Here is a 16,993-nt window from a genome sequence, read left to right as displayed (position 1 = left end):
AAACTAACGGTTGAGTACCACGATCATGGCGACGATGCCGATGATGAGAATGCTTGCGCCGGCGATGGCGGCGATGATGAGATACGTCGCCTGATCGGCGTCTTCTTTCTTTTCGAGCTCCGTTTTTTCTTCGGTCTGCTCGGCCCGCTGGGCGTTCTTTTCGGCCTGCAAGAGGGCCGTCCAGTTGTCCTGCTTGATCACCACCGCGGGGATGTCTTCGTAGTCGCGGCGCTTAACGACCGTCGACTCGTTGCCGGGGTTGATGCCCGACCCGACGCTGGAGCGCGGGCCTTGAGAGTCCCCTTCCAGATTCGGGCGGCTGCCGGTAATGATTTGATTGAGCGGCCGGCTTTCTTTGACCGTCGGGCGATTCAGATCCGCGTCGGTGTCCGTCAGCGCGATCAACTCGTCGACGGTGTACTCCTTGCGTCGCGGTACGACGGTGCTGGAACCGCGACCCTTCTTCTTGCGGGGCGGCGCGCCGGTCGCATCAGGCGGCTTGGCGGCTTGTGCGATGAGTTGCGCCAAACGATCCGACGACCCGCCTGCGCCGGCCGACTCGCCTTGCGTGGCCAGCCAGGCCGATAATGCGTCGCGGGCCTCGGCGGCGGACTGATACCGCTCTTTGGTCCGCTTCGCCATCATCTTCTTGCAGATGGCGACCAGTTCCGGCGGGCAGTCCGGGCGATCCTTGGTGATCGCCCCGGGTTCCTTCGTCTGATGCATCATCAGCCGCTGCGGCAACGTACCGTCGGGGAACGGCGGATGGCCCGTCAATACAAAGTAGAGCGTGCAGCCGAGGCTGTAGATATCGGCCCGGGAATCGACAGCATGACTGTCGAGCGCTTGCTCCGGCGCCAGGTAATCGGCCGTGCCCATCACGTTTTCATCATTCGCGATGGTCAGCGAGGCCTTCTTCTCATCTTCCTCGAACTTGGCGAGACCCATGTCGAGGATCTTGACGACCCCCTTGGGATTGACCAACAAGTTGGCCGGTTTGATATCGCGATGGATCAGCCCCGCCTCATGCGCGTGGGTCAAGCCATCGGCGGCCTGTGCGATGTAGTTCGCCGCCGTCACGTAAGGCATCACCCCGGCAGCATCCACCAGCCGCTGCAAGTCTTGCCCTTCGATGTACTCCATCACGATGAAGTGCACTTCGCGGGCGGCGCCACCGGTGCCAATTTCGCTGCCCACGTCGTAAACGCGGACAATATTCGGATGATCGAGTTTCGTGAGCGCGTACGCCTCGCGATGGAAGCGTTCCAGATACGAGGAATCCTCCACACGATGCCCCGGCAATACCTTGATGGCGTCGCGGCGATGCATCAACGTGTGCTCTGCCAGGTACACGGTGCTCATGCCGCCGGTGCCGAGATGTCCCAGCAATTTGTGCTTGCCCAGGAAGAATCCGCGATGGCGCAGCTCAAGCAATTTCTCGACTTGCCAGGGAGTCAGCAGCCCGCGGTCGATCAGGAAGCCGCCAATTTCGCCGGCGTCTTCGGGAAGTTGACCCGAGTTGAGGGCCTTGAATTCTTCGACAGCTTGCTTGAGCGCTTCAGCCGGGGCGAGATTGCTCTTCCCAGCAAGTTCCAGGAACTTGCTAGCGGGGACCTTCGATTTGCTCTCGAATCGAGCCATCTCACGATGCCTTCGGGACCCAGGACCTGCTTCGCCGCGTTCGTTCAACACGCCGGACTAACAGGGCGGCAAAAACGAGACCGCGTGATAAGGGAAAAGGACTGGGCAGCGGGTCAACTCAGGTACTACTATATCGCTCAGCATCGGCAAATTGAAGCATCTTGGCGCTCTTTCCTGGCGAAAACTTCTGTCCCTGCAACGGTTTATAGGCATTCCGTACACCTTTGAGGGCATCGCCCCGTGGCCCGTTAGGGGGAGTTCGCGCCATTTGCTGGCTTTTTTGCTTGCCTAGCTTGGCCGCAACTGCCGCGCCATTACGCATACCATTTCTAGCATTTTATTCATGCGAATTCCGATAAGCCAGCACCGCCGGAGCCTGGGATTCGACATGACGCCCATGATCGACGTGGTCTTCAATCTGATCATTTTCTTCCTGCTTTCGAGCCACCTCGCCCGCCAGGAAGTCCAATTGCAGCTCGATTTGCCGGCCGCGACCACCGGCGAGCGTCAATCGCCAGCACCCGCTTCGCGCCGCGTGGTCCTACAAGTGCTGCCCAACGGACAACTGTCGCTCGGCGCACGGGCAATCGAAGCCGCGCAACTCACCACGGAGCTCAAGGCGGAGCAAGCAAAAAGTTCTGGCGACCTGGAAGTCCGGATTCGGGCCGATCGCCGCGTGCCGTACCGACACGTCGAGCCGATCCTCAAGTCGTGCGCCGCGCTCGGGATTTGGCGACTGACGTTCGCTGTCGTGCGCGAGCCGGAGTAGCGTCCGCGTCCACGGCACTTGTACGGGAAAAAATCCGCTTCTACGATGGCCTCTCGCTTGGACTTACGAGGGAGACAGCATGGATTTGAGAGGACAGGCCGCCGTCGTCACCGGCGCCAGCAGTGGCGTCGGCGCCGCGACGGCGTTGGATCTGGCGCGACGCGGCTGCGACGTGTTGGTGAACTATCAGCGCTCGCGCGAGGCAGCCGAGGAAGTCGTCGCTGCGGCCCAATCGCATGGCGTCCGAGCAATCGCTTTCGCCGCCGACGTGGCCGATGACGCCGCGTGCCGCGCGATGATCGCCGTCGCCGCGGAGACGTTCGGACGTCTCGACATCCTGGTCAACAGCGCCGGCACGACGACGTTCGTCACGCACGCCGATCTCGAACGCGTCACCGACGCCGATTGGGATCGCATCCTCTCGGTCAATCTCAAGGGCCCGTTCCAATGCATTCGCGCGGCGCAGCCTTGGCTGCAAAGCTCGCCGAACGGCTGCGTCGTGAACGTGGCCAGCATCGCCGGTATCGCTGGAACCGGTAGTTCCGTACCATATGCCGCGTCCAAAGCGGCGCTCATCAACATGACGATTTCGCTCGCGCGTGCGCTCGCGCCCAAGATTCGCATCAACGCCGTGGCGCCGGGCTTCATTGCCGGACGCTGGTTGGAGCAAGGGCTGGGCCGGGCCTATGAGGCGATTAAGCAGCGTTGCGAAAACACCAACCCGCTCCGCGCCGTTTGCACGCCGGAGGATGTCTCGGCGGCGATCCTAAGTTTGATCGCAGGTTCGCAACTCATCACCGGCCAGACTCTCGTCGTCGACGGCGGCATGACGATCGCCGATCCGCTCAACCGCGCCATGCTTGGCCGAGGCGAATAGCGACGCGTCGTCGACTTCAATCTCCTTTCTTGAAAGTGCGAGAGTGTTGCATCTCTTCGATCAAGTGCAGGCCGCTGTCGCGGAAATCCAACGTCGTTGGCCGGAGCGCCCTCACGCCGGCATCATTCTTGGCACGGGGCTTGGCGCCCTGGCGCGGCAGATCGAGGCCGCGGCCACGATCGAATACAACGAGATCCCGCACTTTCCGTGTTCCACGGTCGCGAGCCACCGCGGCCAGTTGATTTGCGGCCGCTTGTCCGGCGTGCCCGTCGTGGCGATGGAAGGCCGATTCCACGCTTACGAAGGCTATCCGCTCGATCAGATTACACTGCCCGTCCGTGTGATGAAGGCCCTCGGCGCGGAGCTATTGATTGTCACGAACGCCGCCGGCGGCATGAATCCCGTCTATGCGACCGGCGACATCATGCTCATCGACGATCACATTAACCTGATGGGCCTGAATCCGCTGATCGGCGTCAACGACGATCGCCTCGGTACGCGCTTTCCGGACATGTCTCAGCCGTATGATGCAACGCTCATCCAGCGGGCCATGGAAATCGCGCGGCACGAGAACTTCGCCGCCCATCGGGGAGTCTTTGTCGCCGTGACGGGACCGAATCTGGAAACTCGAGCGGAATACCGCTTCCTCCGCGCGATCGGCGCCGACGCCGTCGGCATGTCGACTGTGCCGGAAGTCATCGTGGCCGTCCATGCGGGAATGCGCGTGCTGGGCGTCTCGACCATCACCGATGTCTGTTTCCCCGACGCATTGAAACCCGTCGACGTGGCGGAGATCATCGCCACGGCCAACGCCGCGGAACCGAAACTGCGGGCAATCATCACCGGCGTCCTGGCTGCGGAAGCGAAGCGCTTGGCGCGCGGAGCGTGACCCGGTTTTCACCACGGAGTCGGCTGAACTAGAAATGTCGATGAACTTCTAGATTGTTAGCGATAGGCAGCCAGGCAATAGACCAATCGACATTCGTCATTCGTCATTCGGATTTCGAAATTCGTCATGCTCGCTCCGCGCCTTCGCGGATAGCAAGACTTTCGCCCCATCAATGCCACACGCCCGGCGATTGCTCGCCGGGCGTGTGGCGTTATTAGATATTGGATCCACCGTTCGCAATCTACCAACCGTAGACGGGCGGGCAGGTATACGTCGGGTAGCAGGGCGCCACGTAGTTGTACGTGGGATAGCAAGGCGTCACCGGCGGGCAGTAGTTGTAGGTCGGGTAGTAGTTGTAGCTCGGCGTGTAGCAGCGGTTGTAGCTATAGCCGCCCCCGTAACCGCCCCCGTAACCGCCGCCGTAGCCACCGCCATAGCCGCCCCCGTGTCCGCCGTGGTGTCCATTGTGTCCACCATTGTGTCCACCATCGTGTCCACCGTGATGCCCACCGTTTCCACCGTTTCCACCGTGTCCACCACCATGCCCACCATTGTGTCCGCCCTTATGGCCGGCCGAGGCTGTGCTGGTCGTGCCGATTACCGCAAGCGTGCCAAGGATCATCGTGGCGGCGATCAACGTTTTCTTGAAGCAGTTCATGGTTCCATTCCTTCACAAAAGTGTGTTTTCAAGGCTTTTTTTCAGTTCGCCGGGCCAGGTTTGGCCCTGTCGCGTCTGAGTTACTAAGCGAGAGGGCGGCGAATCTGTTACGCAAATTCCCCTGCCTGACGAATTGCCTGGAACGTTGCTTCCCTGGGCAAACTGCGTCGCGTTAGTTGAATCCCCTGGGGCGATCGTCCAGAATGACGCCTGCTCCGGCTTCTCATCGCCCACTTTCCGGAGGCGGACATGCGGCGTGCCCACGCCAAGTCGTTTGCTGTTAGTCGCCGCGCCGCGCTCAGCGGCGGTGCGGCCGCGCTGACTGCCGCCGCCTGGCGGCGCGTGCCTGGCGCCAATGAGCGCATCGGCGTTGGCTTTATCGGCTTCGGGCTGATCGGCAAGCGCCACGTCCTCGACTTCGCCGAACAACCTGATGCGGCGCTGGTCGCCGTGTCCGACGTCCATGCCGGCCGCCGAGAGGAAGGCCGCGCGCTGGCCGGAGAAAATGCGAAAGGCTACCAGGACTTTCGCGCGTTGCTCGACGATCCGCGCGTCGACGCCGTCGTCGTCTCGACGCCTGATCATTGGCACGCTTTGGCGACCATGCTGGCCTGCGCCGCCGGCAAGGATGTTTACACCGAAAAGCCGTTGACGCTGTTTCAGCGCGAAGGCCGTTGGATGATCGACGTCGCCGAGCGCTACCAGCGCATCGTGCAAGTTGGCACGCAGCAGCGCTCCGGCCCGCACTACCTGCGGGCCAAGGAACTGGTGCAGTCCGGGCGACTTGGCAAAGTCCATTCAGTGCGCATGAGGGCGTATCGCAACATCATGCCCGGCTTCGGCCGCCCGGACGATTGCCCCCCGCCCGCCGAACTGGATTGGAACGCCTGGCTTGGTCCCGCGCCCGAGCGCGCCTACAACCCAAATCGCGCGATTTACCACTTCCGCTGGTTTTGGGATTACTCCGGCGGGCAGATGACGAACCTCGCGGCGCATGGTCTCGACGCCGCGCACTGGATGTTGGGACTTGGATTCCCCACGGCTGTCACCAGTTGCGGCGGGCGGTTCGCGCTCGAAGACAACGGCGAGACGCCCGACACTCAGGACGCGCTATTCGAGTTTCCGGAATGCACGATCTCCTGGTCGCATCGCGAAGCCTCGGCCGGCGCGGAACGCCGCCCGACCGTGGAGCTCTTCGGCACGTATGGCAGCATGGCGATCACGCGCAACGGTTTCACGATCACGCCGGACAAGCAATTGCCGCCTGGCAATGCGATCCCGCAATTCACCGGCGCGCATCCGGTCGGCGGGCCGGTCCGCGTGGAGGATAGCGGCAATACGTATTGGACGACACCTCTCCAAGACCGAACCGGCAATGATCGCGAACAGTTTAAGCTGCACGTCCGCAACTTTTTGGACTGCGTGCGTTCACGGGCGACGTCAAACTCCGACCTTCGCAGCGCCCATCAGGTTGCCACCGCCTGTCACCTGGCGAATATCTCGCTCCGACTGGGTCGCAAGTTGCAATGGGACGGCGTCAATGAGCAGATCATCGGTGACGAACAAGCGCAAGGCATGTTGATCCGGCCGTATCGCGCGCCGTGGGACAACGATCTCGCCGCTCTGGGGGTGCAACCTGCGCCATGAAACTGTCACGACGCACATTCTCCGTCATTGCGGCGCAAGCGGCCGCCTGTCTTGGAGCCGGACGCGCTTGGGCCGAAAGCGTCAACATGCCCTTGCATGAGTTGGGGCTCGGCATCGTGATACACTCGTACGGTATCCGCGCCGGGCAACCTGGTGCGGAGGGCTTTTCCGATCCACTGGTGTTCCTCGAATATTGCCGGCAGCTCGGCGCCGCTGGTGTTCAAACCAGTCTCGGCAAGCTCGACGCCTTGGCGGCGGAAAAAATGAGCGCCGCGGCGACAGAAGCGAAGATGTATGTGGAGGGCATCGTCTCGCTGCCCGAGGATGAAGGGGATGTCGCGCGATTCACCGAAGTGCTGCGCACGTCCGCTGCTTGCGGCGCGCAAGTGGTTCGGACCGTTATGCTCTCCGGACGCCGCTACGAGACCTTTGCGGATTTGGCGAGTTTCCAGGCCTTTGCACGGGAGAGTTTCCAAAGACTTGAATGGGCGAAGCCGGCGGTAGAGCAAACCGGCGTACGACTCGCAGTGGAAAACCACAAGGACTGGCGCACCGACGAACTACTCGACATCTTGCGCCGCATCGATTGCCCGCTGATCGGCGTTTGCGTTGACACCGGGAACAGCGTCGCCCTATTGGAAGAACCGCATGAAGTTGTCGACGCCTATGCCCCGGTCGCTTTTACATCGCACTTCAAAGACATGGTGTTGCAAGAGTATGCCGACGGCTTTTTGCTGTCCGAAGTTCCGCTCGGGCAAGGTTTCCTCGATTTGAAGCGGATCGTGCAATCGCTCCGCGCCAAGCAACCGGAGATTCGCTTGAACCTGGAAATGATTACTCGCGACCCGCTGCGCGTGCCGTGCTTGACGGAGAAATATTGGGCCACGTTCGACAAACTTCCGGCCAGCGACTTAGCCGCGACGATGCGCCGCGTTCGAGAACATGCGTCGAACGAAGCACTGCCGACGATTGCCGGAAAGAGTATCGACGAACGGCTGCGCTTCGAGGATGGCAATGTCCGCGCGAGTTTGCAATTCGCGGACTCATCCTTGAAGTGATTCATATTTCGTAGTAGCCCGACTATCCTTAAGTACGGGGCTGGGCTTATTGCGCGCGACGTCGCTGCAAAAGTCACCACTTAGAGCAACTGCCAAGCGGCCGGGTTCGCGGAGGTCAGCACATACAGCCCCAGCAGGCCGTTGGTCGTGATGTGCGCGACGACGCAATCCCAGATGTTTTTCGTCTTGGCGTACATTCCGACCATCAACCCGAACCAGGCGGTCGCGGCGAATAGCTCCGCTGGATGCATCAAGACGGGGACGGCGATGGCCGCGGCGACCGCGATCGGCGTGAGTTTGCCGAACGGTACGTCCATCCACTTCTGTTCGATGGCGAAGCGGGTCACGAAGCCGCGCAGGAACATTTCTTCGATCAGCGGGACCACGAGCGTCAAGCCGAACAGTCGAACGGCCATGAACGCCCAGGCCTTGGCGGGGGAGTCCAGGTTGTCGAATGGATTAAAAGCGCTGCGCTGGCCCATGCCGCCGATCAGCCTGCGGATGCCGAGGTGGGATTCCAAATCCAGACGCCAAAGGCCGACCCAGAGCACCACACCGACAACGCCAACCACGACGGCGAGCCAACTGGCGCGAACCGGCATCAGCTGCTTGTAGCCGGGCCAAACGAATGAAATCGCCATGATGGTGAGCGCAATCTTCACGGCGTAGATCGCCGGGTAGTGGCGATACATGTTGACGGCCGCCTCGGCGACCTCCGCCCCCGGCGGCGCCGGCTCGAACATGTTGGCGACCGAATACACGACCATCGGCAGCAGGAATACTAACCAAGGGTTGGTGCGTGGCGAATTCGCCAGTCCGCCGGTTGCGCTCGAAGATTCCGCCATCATGTCCGCCATAGAATTGGAGTGTGGTTTCGGCTTGCCAGCATACCTTGTGCGGCGATTCTGCTGAACTCCTCCAGTGAAAACAATGAGGGCGTCAGCGAACCCGTGCCCTCCGAGTTCGCTCTCATGCCTGTTAGAATTATGCGGAAACGGAACTCGCGCCCAGGCAGCTGGAAACATGACCGACACGTTCGACGACGAAGGACAGGACCGCTTGCATCTGCTGCATTCGTTGCACAATCCCAAAGCCCAGGAACATCCGCATATCTGGGTCGCGGGGCGGGGCTCGGTGCTGATCGACCAGACGGGGCGAGAATTCCTCGACGGCCTGGCCGGGCTCTGGAACGTCGTCGTCGGTCACGGCCGGGAAGAGCTGGCCGACGCCGCGGCGGACCAAATGAAGCGACTCGCTTATGCCAGCGCGTACGCCGGCGGCAGCAATCGGCCGGCAATTCAACTCGCCGAGAAACTGGCCGAAATCTGTTACCCGAACGTCAACCGGTTTTTCTTCACCAGCGGCGGCGCGGAAAGCAACGAGACCGCCTTCAAGACCGCGCGGTATTTCTGGCGCGCCGCGGGCCACGAGGGCAAATTCAAGGTCATCGGACGACAGTGGGGCTACCACGGCACCACGCTGGCCGCCATGTCCGCGACCGGCATTTCCAGCTACTGGCCGATGTTCGAGCCACGCGTGCCGGGGTTCCTGCATATCGAAAGTCCTTATCCTTATCGTTTCGATGCGGAAAAACACCGTCGCGGGCCGGATGATCGTCGTACGCCGGGCGAAATGGCCGCCGACTTATTGGAAGCAGCAATCGTCCGTGAAGGCGCCGACACCGTGGCGGCATTCATCGGGGAACCGATTCAAGGCGCCGGCGGCGTGATTGTGCCGCCGGACGATTACTGGCCACGGATCCGGAATATCTGCGATCGCCACAACGTGCTCTTGATCGCGGATGAAGTGATTACGGGGTTCGGTCGCACGGGCGAATGGTTCGCCCTCTCGCGATACGGCATCGAGCCGGACCTGGTGACCTTCGCCAAGGGCATCACCAGCGGCTATTTTCCGTTCGGCGGAGTGGGCGTCAGTGATCGAATCGCAGCGGCCATCGACGCCGGTGTTGGCGAACGCGCCTGGATGCACGCTTTCACTTACTCAGCGCATCCCGTGGGCTGCGCCGTGGCACTCGCCAACTTGGCAATTCTGGAACGCGAAGGGCTCCTCCAGCGCGCTGCGGAATTGGGCGTGCGGCTGCTACGGCAGCTAAAAACGCTCGGCACGCATCCAAACGTCGGCGACGTGCGCGGCCTGGGTCTGATGGCGGCGGTAGAGTTTGTCGCCGATCGCGCCACCAAAGCGGAATTTCCGGCGGCAGAAAAAGTCGGGCCACGCGTGCATGATGCGACGCAATCCAGGGGACTCTTCACGCGCTTGCGCGGCGACGTCTACAACCTCGCCCCGAGTTTCGTCACGACCGAAGCACAAATCGGCCGGATGGTGGAAATTCTCGGCGAGTCGATTGACATAGTGCTCGGTGCTCGCGGCCGGTAGAGAAATCTCCCTACGCCAATCCCCAATCGAGCGCCACGTCGAAATTTACCGCCGAGTGCGTCAACGCCCCGGAACTGATGCGGTCCACGCCGGTCTGCGCGATGGCCGCGACAGTTTCAAGCGTAACGCCGCCGGACGCTTCCAGTTCCACGCTCGGCGCCATTGCATCTCGCTGCGCGACGGCCGTGGCGAGCGTGGCGGGCGACATATTATCCAGCAATATGATGTCCGGACAAACCGGCAACACCGCGGCAAGTTGCTCCAGCGAGTCGACTTCCACCTCGATGATCAACGACGCCCATTGCACGCCCAGCGACGATTCGCGGAGGAAATCGCGCACTCGCTGCACGGCTTCGGCCGGTGAATAGCGTGCGCCAACGTCACCGTCCGCGCCGAACGCGAGATGATTGTCTTTGATCAGTACCGCGTCGTAGAGCCCGGCGCGATGATTGTGCCCGCCGCCGATGTGGACGGCGTATTTTTCCAGCCGGCGCCAGCCTGGCGTGGTCTTGCGTGTGTCATAAATCCGCGCCTTGGCGCCGGCCGCGGCATCGCAATATCGCCGGGTCAGCGACGCGACGCCGGACAAGCGTCCCAGGAAGTTGAGCAGTACGCGCTCGGCGGTCAACAGCGTCCTGGCCGAGCCGCTGACGGTCGCCACGCAATCGCCGCGCTCGACGCGTGCGCCGTCGTCCAGATGTTGCGCGAACGTGGCGGCTTCATCGTATTCCACCAGCGCGAGGCGCGCCGCGGGCAGTCCCGCAATCACGCCGCTTTGCCGGGCGACGATCCGTGCCGTGGCGGTCGCGCCTTCGGGCACCAACGCCACGGTCGTCCAGTCGTAGGCGCGATCGAGGTCTTCTCGAATCGCGAGCCGCACCAGGTCCCGGCAATCCGCCGCGAGCCGCTCGTCCCAGGTGATCACAGCAAAATCTTTCATCGGCCGCCGCTGCTCGCCCTCGTTCCGGTTGTCGTTCATACTGGACGTCTTACGCAGGGATTGTAACGCCGTCGCAGTCTTCGGGGAGCGATCAGTGCGCGAGAACCATGGCCAGGAAAATTCCGAGGGCATAGCGTCGCGAATTTGGCTTAAGCGCGCGGAACAAGCCACGACGGCCGCGTTGGTCGTCGCGGCGCTAGCATTGATGGCGCTTTACTGGTGGCGGCAAGGGGGCTGGCAAGGCCGCATGATCGACGTTGAACGGCTGCCATCGCGGTCGGCCACCTTCCAGGTCGACGTCAACACGGCTCCTTGGACCGAACTTTCCCAAGTTCCCGAGATTGGCGAAACGCTGGCCCAGCGAATCGTGGAATACCGGACGCAGCACGGGCCGTTTCGGAGCCCGGCGGAGCTATCAAATGTCCCGGGCATCGGTCCGCGAACGCTGGAGCGGATGCTGCCGGCCCTCCAGCCTTTTGCGGCCGCCGAGAAAGAACGAGCATCACCGTAGTCCAGCCGCAATTCCTGCCATGTCAAGCAGTTACGCGCCGCCTTGCTGCCGGCGACGAAAATCTTTGAACGCTTTGACTGCGGGCCGCGTATCTATTGGCGGATGTGTCCCCCTCCGTAATGTGGACGGCCGGCGGGATGTGGCGTGCGTGCTGGAATCACTCCGTACAAAACGACGCCACGTCTCGACGGCCGTTTGCGTTTGCCGGGGTCGTCTTTCCTGCTGGTACGCGATTCGCTGTTGACGGACGCGGGCGACGGAGCGAAACTTCCGCATTCGAGCCGCATCCAACGATGCAGCCCAGGCTTTTGCCAAGGATGGTGGAACTTTTCCCCGTGACTTCTGGTCGCCGACGGGGTTCAACAACTGGCCTACGGCTGTTTTTTTGTGACTCACTTTCGCCGCGATGTCGGCGAAATATCCGATTCTTGCCCCTGATTTCTGTACCCCCGAACGAGGATTCCCATGAAGCGTCGCCTGTTTTGTCTGGTCGCCGTGGCCTGCAGTTTTGGTCTCTCCCTGGCCGCGGTCAATGCCGCGGACAAGGAAAACAAAGGATTGGAGATTGGCGCCCAGGCGCCGGACTGGGGCAGCATCCCGGGCACCGACGACAAGGACCACAGCCTGAAGGACTTGGAAGAGAAGAAGGCCGTCGTGATGGTCTTCACCTGCAATCACTGCCCGGTCGCAGTGATGTATGAGGACCGGCTCGTCGAGCTGCAGAAGGATTACGAGGAAAAGGGCGTCCAGGTCGTGGCCATTAACGTCCAAGACGGCGAAGCCGACAATTTGCCCGCCATGAAGCAACGCGCCGAGCAGAAGGGCTTCAATTTCCCGTACCTGTTCGACGTCAGCCAGGAGAGCGGCAAGGCCTACGGCGCGAAAGTGACGCCGCACGTGTTCTTACTCGACAGCGAGCGCAAGCTCGCCTACGTGGGCGCGATCGACGACAATCCCCAAGACGCCGCCGAAGTCAAAAAGACTTACCTGCGCGACGCCATCGACGCCGTGCTCGCCGGCAGCCAGCCGGAGACCGCGTCGACCAAGCCGGCCGGTTGCGGTATCCGTTACGAAAAGAAGTAACCGCCGCCGTACGTGAAGCATTTCAGGCCCGGGGCGAAGTTCGCCCCGGGCCGCTTTTATTTCGGGCGTTCATTTCAGGACCAAGTTCCATGTACAAGTTCGCGGTTTCGATTTTCGCCTCCGCCATCGCCTTGAGTGGATGCGGTCCGCAACCCACGGTCACGACGACATCGTCGGCGACGGATGCACCCGCGCCGGCAGCTGCCGCGGCCGTTTCACAAGCGCCGATCGCAACCGTGGCGCTGCATGAGGCCACGCACAACAACTTTCGCGACTTGCTCGAAAGCAAGCGCGGCAAAGTCGTGTTCGTCGACTATTGGGGCACTTGGTGCGGCAACTGCATGGAAGAATTCCCGCACACCGTCGAATTGGCGAACAAGCATCGTGACGCGGGGCTCGCGGTGATCTCGGTCGCGATGGAGCTCGATCCCACCGATGAAGCGACGCAGGCGGCGGCGCTCGATTTCCTCACCAAGCAGAACGCGACCTTCGAAAACCTGCTGTACGAGGCCGACGGCACGACTGAAGAAGCCCAGGCGGGCTTCAACATGAGCGAAGGTACGGTATTACCGTATTTTCAGCTTTACGATCGCGCAGGAAAACTGGTGAAGGAATTCACGTTCAGCGATCCGCAGAATCCGATCTCGCGCGAAGACATCGACGCCGCGGTAGCGGAGGCGGTGGCTGGAGGAGTAGAGGAGTAAAGGAGTTGGTACGTTGAGAGGAATACGCAGAGACGACTGCCTCAGCCCCGGAGGGGCGGCAGATAATAGCCAGGTGTGCCAACGCCTGGAAAAGTTGCGCACGACGAACATTGAGTCCCAACGGGACGACGCTGGAATTGTGTCGTCCCATTGGGATGAACAATTGGCGGCGCCACTTCGCTCGTCGCCTACGACTGCGGCGCGGCGGCCGCCGTTTCATCCGCTGGCTGTTGCAAGCGGATCAGCGTGCGCGTCTGCGGCGCATCTTTGCCGAGGTACAACAGTGCCGGGGCTTCATCGTTCGTCAGGTTGTAAAGCCCGGTTTCCAACAGGAAATTGTCGTTACCTTCCAGCTTGATCGCCACGCGCTGGCTTTCCTTGTCGACGGATCCGCTGACGGGCGTGACCTGGTTGGTCGCCAGATCCTGGTAGTTGCCGCGGATCGCGCCTTCTTTGTTGACAGCTAATTGCAGCAGCTTGTCCGCCTGCGTTTGTCCGTCGGAGACCAGGCCGAACACGCCCAGCGGCAGCCAGTTCTCGTCGGTCGGCGTGGCGCCGGCGTCGGCGATTTGTTCGGCTTGCTGGTAGTACTCGTCGTTCGTGGCGACCGGCTGATCATCGTAGTAGATGTTCTCGCCGTCGCTGTAGACCGACTCGCCGTAGTCGTAATACACAGGCTCGCCGTAGCAATCGCAGTAGCCGCCGGCCACGGCCCAGGCCGCGGTGGCCCACGCCGTCGTGGCAAGCGCCCATTTGCCCGGCCACCAAGCGCCTGGGTAACCATTGTTCCAACCGGGGCCAAAGGCGTTCCAGTGCGTGAAGTTGCCGTTCACTGCACCCCAGTTTTGGCCGCCCACGAATTGACCGTTCACGAACGAACCGCCGCGTCCGCCGGAAATCGTATTCCCGGCCGGGCCACGAATCGCCGAGGCGCTGCCCACCTGTGCGAAGTTGCCGTTGGAGCGCGCGCCGCGCACATTCGCGGCTGTGTAGCCGGCGCGATTTTGCGCGGCGGTCGCGCCGCCGATCGCGCGATTTCCGGCCGTATCCGCATAGCCTCCGCGGACATTCGCCGCCCCAGCGCCATTGGCGCCGCGAACCCCCGTCGCGCTACCCGCGGCGATCGCCGAGTTCGTCCCGTTGGTGGCGCCAATCGCGCCTGTGCCTTTCACGAACGTGTTGCCGCCGGCGCCTTCGACTTTGACCCCGACGCCGCCTGCGCCAATCGTCGCTCCGCCGGCTGTTTGTCCTGAACCGGCGCCGCCGCCCACGGTGATGGTCGTACCGCGGTCCGTGGTGAAGGATTTGGAGTTGCTCCCATCGCCAACGGATTGTTGGCGGCTCGTCGCATTCCCAGCTCGATTCGATTGCTGGGCGCCCGAGAAAGTCCCGGCGCGGCCTGATTGCTGCGGCAAGTTCAGGAAATCGTTGACCTGGCCCTGGCTGGGACGATTGAAGTTGCTGTTGTTTTGAAACGCGCTGCGACCGCCGGCGGCTTGTCCACCGCCAGGCCGCGCCACATTGGCGCCGCCCGGGCGCGACCGGTTTCCGGCCCCGGACTGCGAAAAGTTGCCTGCTCCCGGGCGCGCAGCGTTTCCGCCGCCAGCCCGATTCGCCGTCGACGGACGGGAAGGCGCCGGGCGACTGGATTGCGGCCGCGAAGGCGCCGACGCTCGGCTCATCGACGGCGAACGTGACATACCTCCACCGCCACCGCCACCGCCGCGCGAGGCGCCTCCACCACCGCGTGACGCACCCCCTCCACCGCCTCCTCCTCGGCCTCCACCTCCTCCACCACCGCCGCCGCGCCCGCCGCGCGCGTCGGCCAAATCAGCGGTGAACAACAAGACGGCGATCGCCAACACGGCGGCAACGTTTCTAGAAAACATGGTGTGGGTCCTTGTGGTCAAGTGTTTCAAGTATGGCGATTACTTGCTGACAGCCGGATCGTCGGCCGGCGCTGGCGGCGTGGCGGAAGTCGTGTCGGCAGGCGGTTCGGACTGCACACGGACGATGGAGATATCGTGCAGGTTTGGCAACGTCTCGCCGTTCAAAGTGCGTTGAAACGCGTGCCAGGTGAAGGAATTATCAGCCGCCAGCGTGTAGATGTTGGTGGCCGCGGCATGGCCGCCGTCGGGCAGCGTTTGCTCGAAAGTGACGACCCAGCGATCGTTATCTTTGGTCCAGACGCCTTCACCAAAGCCGCCGTCGGAGTCAAACATCCAGGAACGAATCACCTCCTGCACTGGATCCCAACCGATGATCTGCGTTCCTTCCAGCGGCTCCGTTCCCGGCGCTTCAGCTTTGAACGTGTAAACGAGAAATGCGTTGTTGCCCGACCAGCGAATCGAAATCGAGACCTTCGCGTCCTCGCTCTCATCTTTCCATTCGCCGACGAGCCAGGCGAGCTGTTCCAATTGCTCCGCGGCGGGCGAAATGCTGACAGGCTGAACTTCCGTTTCTCGTACCGTGGTCAGTTTCCACGCGTCGCCTTGTTTGACGTAGATCGCTAAATAGGACGTTTCTTCCGGCGTTTCGCCCGTCCGCGTCATCGTGGCGGCGCCCTCTTCGGTGGCGACCGTATCGGACAGGATGCGCACGTGCGGATTCGCTACCGTGATGGACGCACGGTTTTCCTCGGCCAAAGATTCGGCGAACACCTCCCGCAGCGCGTCGCGCCCCTGCACGCGCTCGCCGCCGGAGAGCAAATACTCGGCGTCATCGGCCCAGTGTGCGAGCACGGCCTCGACATCGCCGCGGTTGTAGGCTTCGACATACGAATCGATCGCCGCGCGAACGGCGGCCTCGTCGCCTTCCGCAGCGTGAATTAATGGGGGCGCGGTCATCCAGCCGCACAGGATCGCGAGCAACGGCAACAGCGTGTTGGGGCGCATAGTGGAATACTCCGGGAGTGGGGAACGGCGCGGTCACGTCATTTAAGCATAGGTTGCGGGCGGTCGAAACACCTTGCTTTCCACGGTTACGGCGGATATGGCAGGCCCGGACTGGGGGGTATGGTCATCGTACAGGCCGTAAAAGCCGCGGTTTTCAGCGGCAGCGATGGCCTTGCGATGGCTGCCTCGCAGGCGCTGGCAAGGGACATTTCAGCGGCCGCATCAATACTCTGGCTCTTCCGACGTCGGCGGCGCCCGCTAAAAGAAAAGGCTCGCTGACTGACTTGGTCAACGAGCCTTGAAACGGTGAGTCGCTGTGCAGCGAACTCAATACGCTTGCATAACAGCTTACGGGGAATTGACTCATACCCAATGCGACACGCAGCCCTGCCTGGCGCGCGCTTGCCCAAGGGCGCCCTGATTATCGCCCATCTATCGTGCGACAAACCGTCCGCGGCGCTCCGGTTGCCATAGGTCTTGGGTGCTCCGGAGTTCCTGCGTCAAAGTCTGGAAGACGGCGTCGACAGCGTCGGATGAGCTTCGTCGAAGATCGACCGGCGCGAGGTCGAAAAGCCCCTCGCTCGGTCGCATTGAAAGCTCATCCGCCTTGCTTCCGATCTCCGCCTGTTCAACGCGGGCGCTTGCCAGCGCACCGTCAACGGCATGCGATGGCAATGGACCTCTCTCAGCCCCGAAATCGGGTACTTCAGGCGCTGCGAAGATTGCATCCATGAGATCCCCAACGAGCGCACTTTCGACGTCCTTGCGCGGCGAAGCCAGGTTGTCAATCTCCGTCGACACATTGGGGAACCGCAATGCCGCCTCTTCCGAATCGACTTGGAGGACGGTGCCGTAGGCGGTGGCGACGAGGAGTTGGTCTCCTTCGAGGTGGAGGCCGGTGAGGATGCCGGGGCGGAGGCCTTGG

16 protein-coding genes are annotated in these 16,993 nt (G+C 62.2%); 9 read left to right on the top strand and 7 right to left on the bottom strand.

From position 1 onward, the window contains the following. Nucleotides 1–3 precede the first annotated feature (3 nt). Nucleotides 4–1,641 carry a serine/threonine-protein kinase gene (locus SGJ19_21390; GenBank protein ID MDZ4782810.1) on the bottom strand — a complete coding sequence of 546 codons (1,638 nt, stop codon included), beginning with the start codon at nt 1,639–1,641 and terminating at the stop codon, nt 4–6. A gap of 343 nt (nt 1,642–1,984) precedes the next feature. Between SGJ19_21390 and SGJ19_21385 the strand changes: the two genes are divergently transcribed. From SGJ19_21385 to SGJ19_21375, 3 genes are all read left to right on the top strand, one after another. Then, entirely contained in the window at nt 1,985–2,410 is a 426-nt protein-coding gene (locus tag SGJ19_21385) for a biopolymer transporter ExbD (GenBank protein MDZ4782809.1), read from the top strand. Nucleotides 2,411–2,489: 79 nt separating this feature from the next. Continuing rightward, the gene (locus SGJ19_21380; GenBank protein MDZ4782808.1) at nt 2,490–3,287 is read left to right on the top strand and encodes a glucose 1-dehydrogenase; all 798 of its coding nucleotides are present in this window, start codon (nt 2,490–2,492) and stop codon (nt 3,285–3,287) included. Nucleotides 3,288–3,330: 43 nt separating this feature from the next. Next, nucleotides 3,331–4,176, top strand: a complete 846-nt coding sequence (locus tag SGJ19_21375; GenBank protein MDZ4782807.1) for a purine-nucleoside phosphorylase — start codon at nt 3,331–3,333, stop codon at nt 4,174–4,176. A gap of 241 nt (nt 4,177–4,417) precedes the next feature. Here the strand turns inward: SGJ19_21375 and SGJ19_21370 are convergent, their stop codons facing one another. After that, a complete protein-coding gene (locus SGJ19_21370) occupies nt 4,418–4,834 on the bottom strand; it encodes a hypothetical protein (protein ID MDZ4782806.1) in 417 nt (138 codons plus the stop codon). 249 nt (nt 4,835–5,083) lie between these two features. On the opposite strand from SGJ19_21370, the gene SGJ19_21365 reads away from it, so the two are divergent. After that, on the top strand, nt 5,084–6,481 hold the full coding sequence (locus SGJ19_21365; GenBank protein MDZ4782805.1) for a Gfo/Idh/MocA family oxidoreductase: 1,398 nt from the start codon (nt 5,084–5,086) through the stop codon (nt 6,479–6,481). After that, complete coding sequence (locus SGJ19_21360; GenBank protein ID MDZ4782804.1) at nt 6,478–7,539, top strand: sugar phosphate isomerase/epimerase family protein; 1,062 nt, start codon at nt 6,478–6,480, stop codon at nt 7,537–7,539. Before SGJ19_21365 ends, SGJ19_21360 begins: the two co-directional genes overlap by 4 nt. An 80-nt stretch (nt 7,540–7,619) precedes the next feature. Here SGJ19_21360 and SGJ19_21355 read toward each other — a convergent pair whose 3' ends face one another. Then, nucleotides 7,620–8,396, bottom strand: coding sequence for a CAAX prenyl protease-related protein (locus SGJ19_21355; protein MDZ4782803.1), 777 nt, complete (start codon nt 8,394–8,396; stop codon nt 7,620–7,622). Nucleotides 8,397–8,562: 166 nt separating this feature from the next. Here SGJ19_21355 and SGJ19_21350 point away from each other — a divergent pair, with 166 nt between their 5' ends. Further along, nucleotides 8,563–9,936 carry an aspartate aminotransferase family protein gene (locus SGJ19_21350; GenBank protein ID MDZ4782802.1) on the top strand — a complete coding sequence of 458 codons (1,374 nt, stop codon included), beginning with the start codon at nt 8,563–8,565 and terminating at the stop codon, nt 9,934–9,936. A 10-nt stretch (nt 9,937–9,946) separates the two neighbouring features. On the opposite strand, the gene nadC is transcribed toward SGJ19_21350, so the two are convergent. After that, on the bottom strand, nt 9,947–10,915 hold the full coding sequence (gene nadC, locus SGJ19_21345; protein MDZ4782801.1) for a carboxylating nicotinate-nucleotide diphosphorylase: 969 nt from the start codon (nt 10,913–10,915) through the stop codon (nt 9,947–9,949). A gap of 55 nt (nt 10,916–10,970) precedes the next feature. Here nadC and SGJ19_21340 point away from each other — a divergent pair, with 55 nt between their 5' ends. From SGJ19_21340 to SGJ19_21330, 3 genes are all read left to right on the top strand, one after another. After that, on the top strand, nt 10,971–11,387 hold the full coding sequence (locus SGJ19_21340; protein ID MDZ4782800.1) for a helix-hairpin-helix domain-containing protein: 417 nt from the start codon (nt 10,971–10,973) through the stop codon (nt 11,385–11,387). A 465-nt stretch (nt 11,388–11,852) separates the two neighbouring features. Continuing rightward, nucleotides 11,853–12,470, top strand: a complete 618-nt coding sequence (locus SGJ19_21335) for a thioredoxin family protein (protein ID MDZ4782799.1) — start codon at nt 11,853–11,855, stop codon at nt 12,468–12,470. A gap of 89 nt (nt 12,471–12,559) precedes the next feature. Then, nucleotides 12,560–13,174, top strand: coding sequence for a TlpA disulfide reductase family protein (locus SGJ19_21330; GenBank protein MDZ4782798.1), 615 nt, complete (start codon nt 12,560–12,562; stop codon nt 13,172–13,174). A gap of 188 nt (nt 13,175–13,362) precedes the next feature. Here SGJ19_21330 and SGJ19_21325 read toward each other — a convergent pair whose 3' ends face one another. From SGJ19_21325 to SGJ19_21315, 3 genes are all read right to left on the bottom strand, one after another. Then, nucleotides 13,363–15,063, bottom strand: coding sequence for a hypothetical protein (locus SGJ19_21325; GenBank protein ID MDZ4782797.1), 1,701 nt, complete (start codon nt 15,061–15,063; stop codon nt 13,363–13,365). 39 nt (nt 15,064–15,102) lie between these two features. Beyond that, complete coding sequence (locus tag SGJ19_21320; protein ID MDZ4782796.1) at nt 15,103–16,068, bottom strand: SgcJ/EcaC family oxidoreductase; 966 nt, start codon at nt 16,066–16,068, stop codon at nt 15,103–15,105. Nucleotides 16,069–16,500: 432 nt separating this feature from the next. Further along, the coding region (locus SGJ19_21315) for a hypothetical protein (protein MDZ4782795.1) at nt 16,501–16,993 on the bottom strand (493 nt) is incomplete at its 5' end.

The sequence above is a fragment of the Planctomycetia bacterium genome (assembly GCA_034440135.1).
GTDB lineage: Bacteria > Planctomycetota > Planctomycetia > Pirellulales > JALHLM01 > JALHLM01.
Note: the sequence above shows the minus strand (reverse complement) of the source record. Positions and strands in the feature narration are given on the sequence as shown.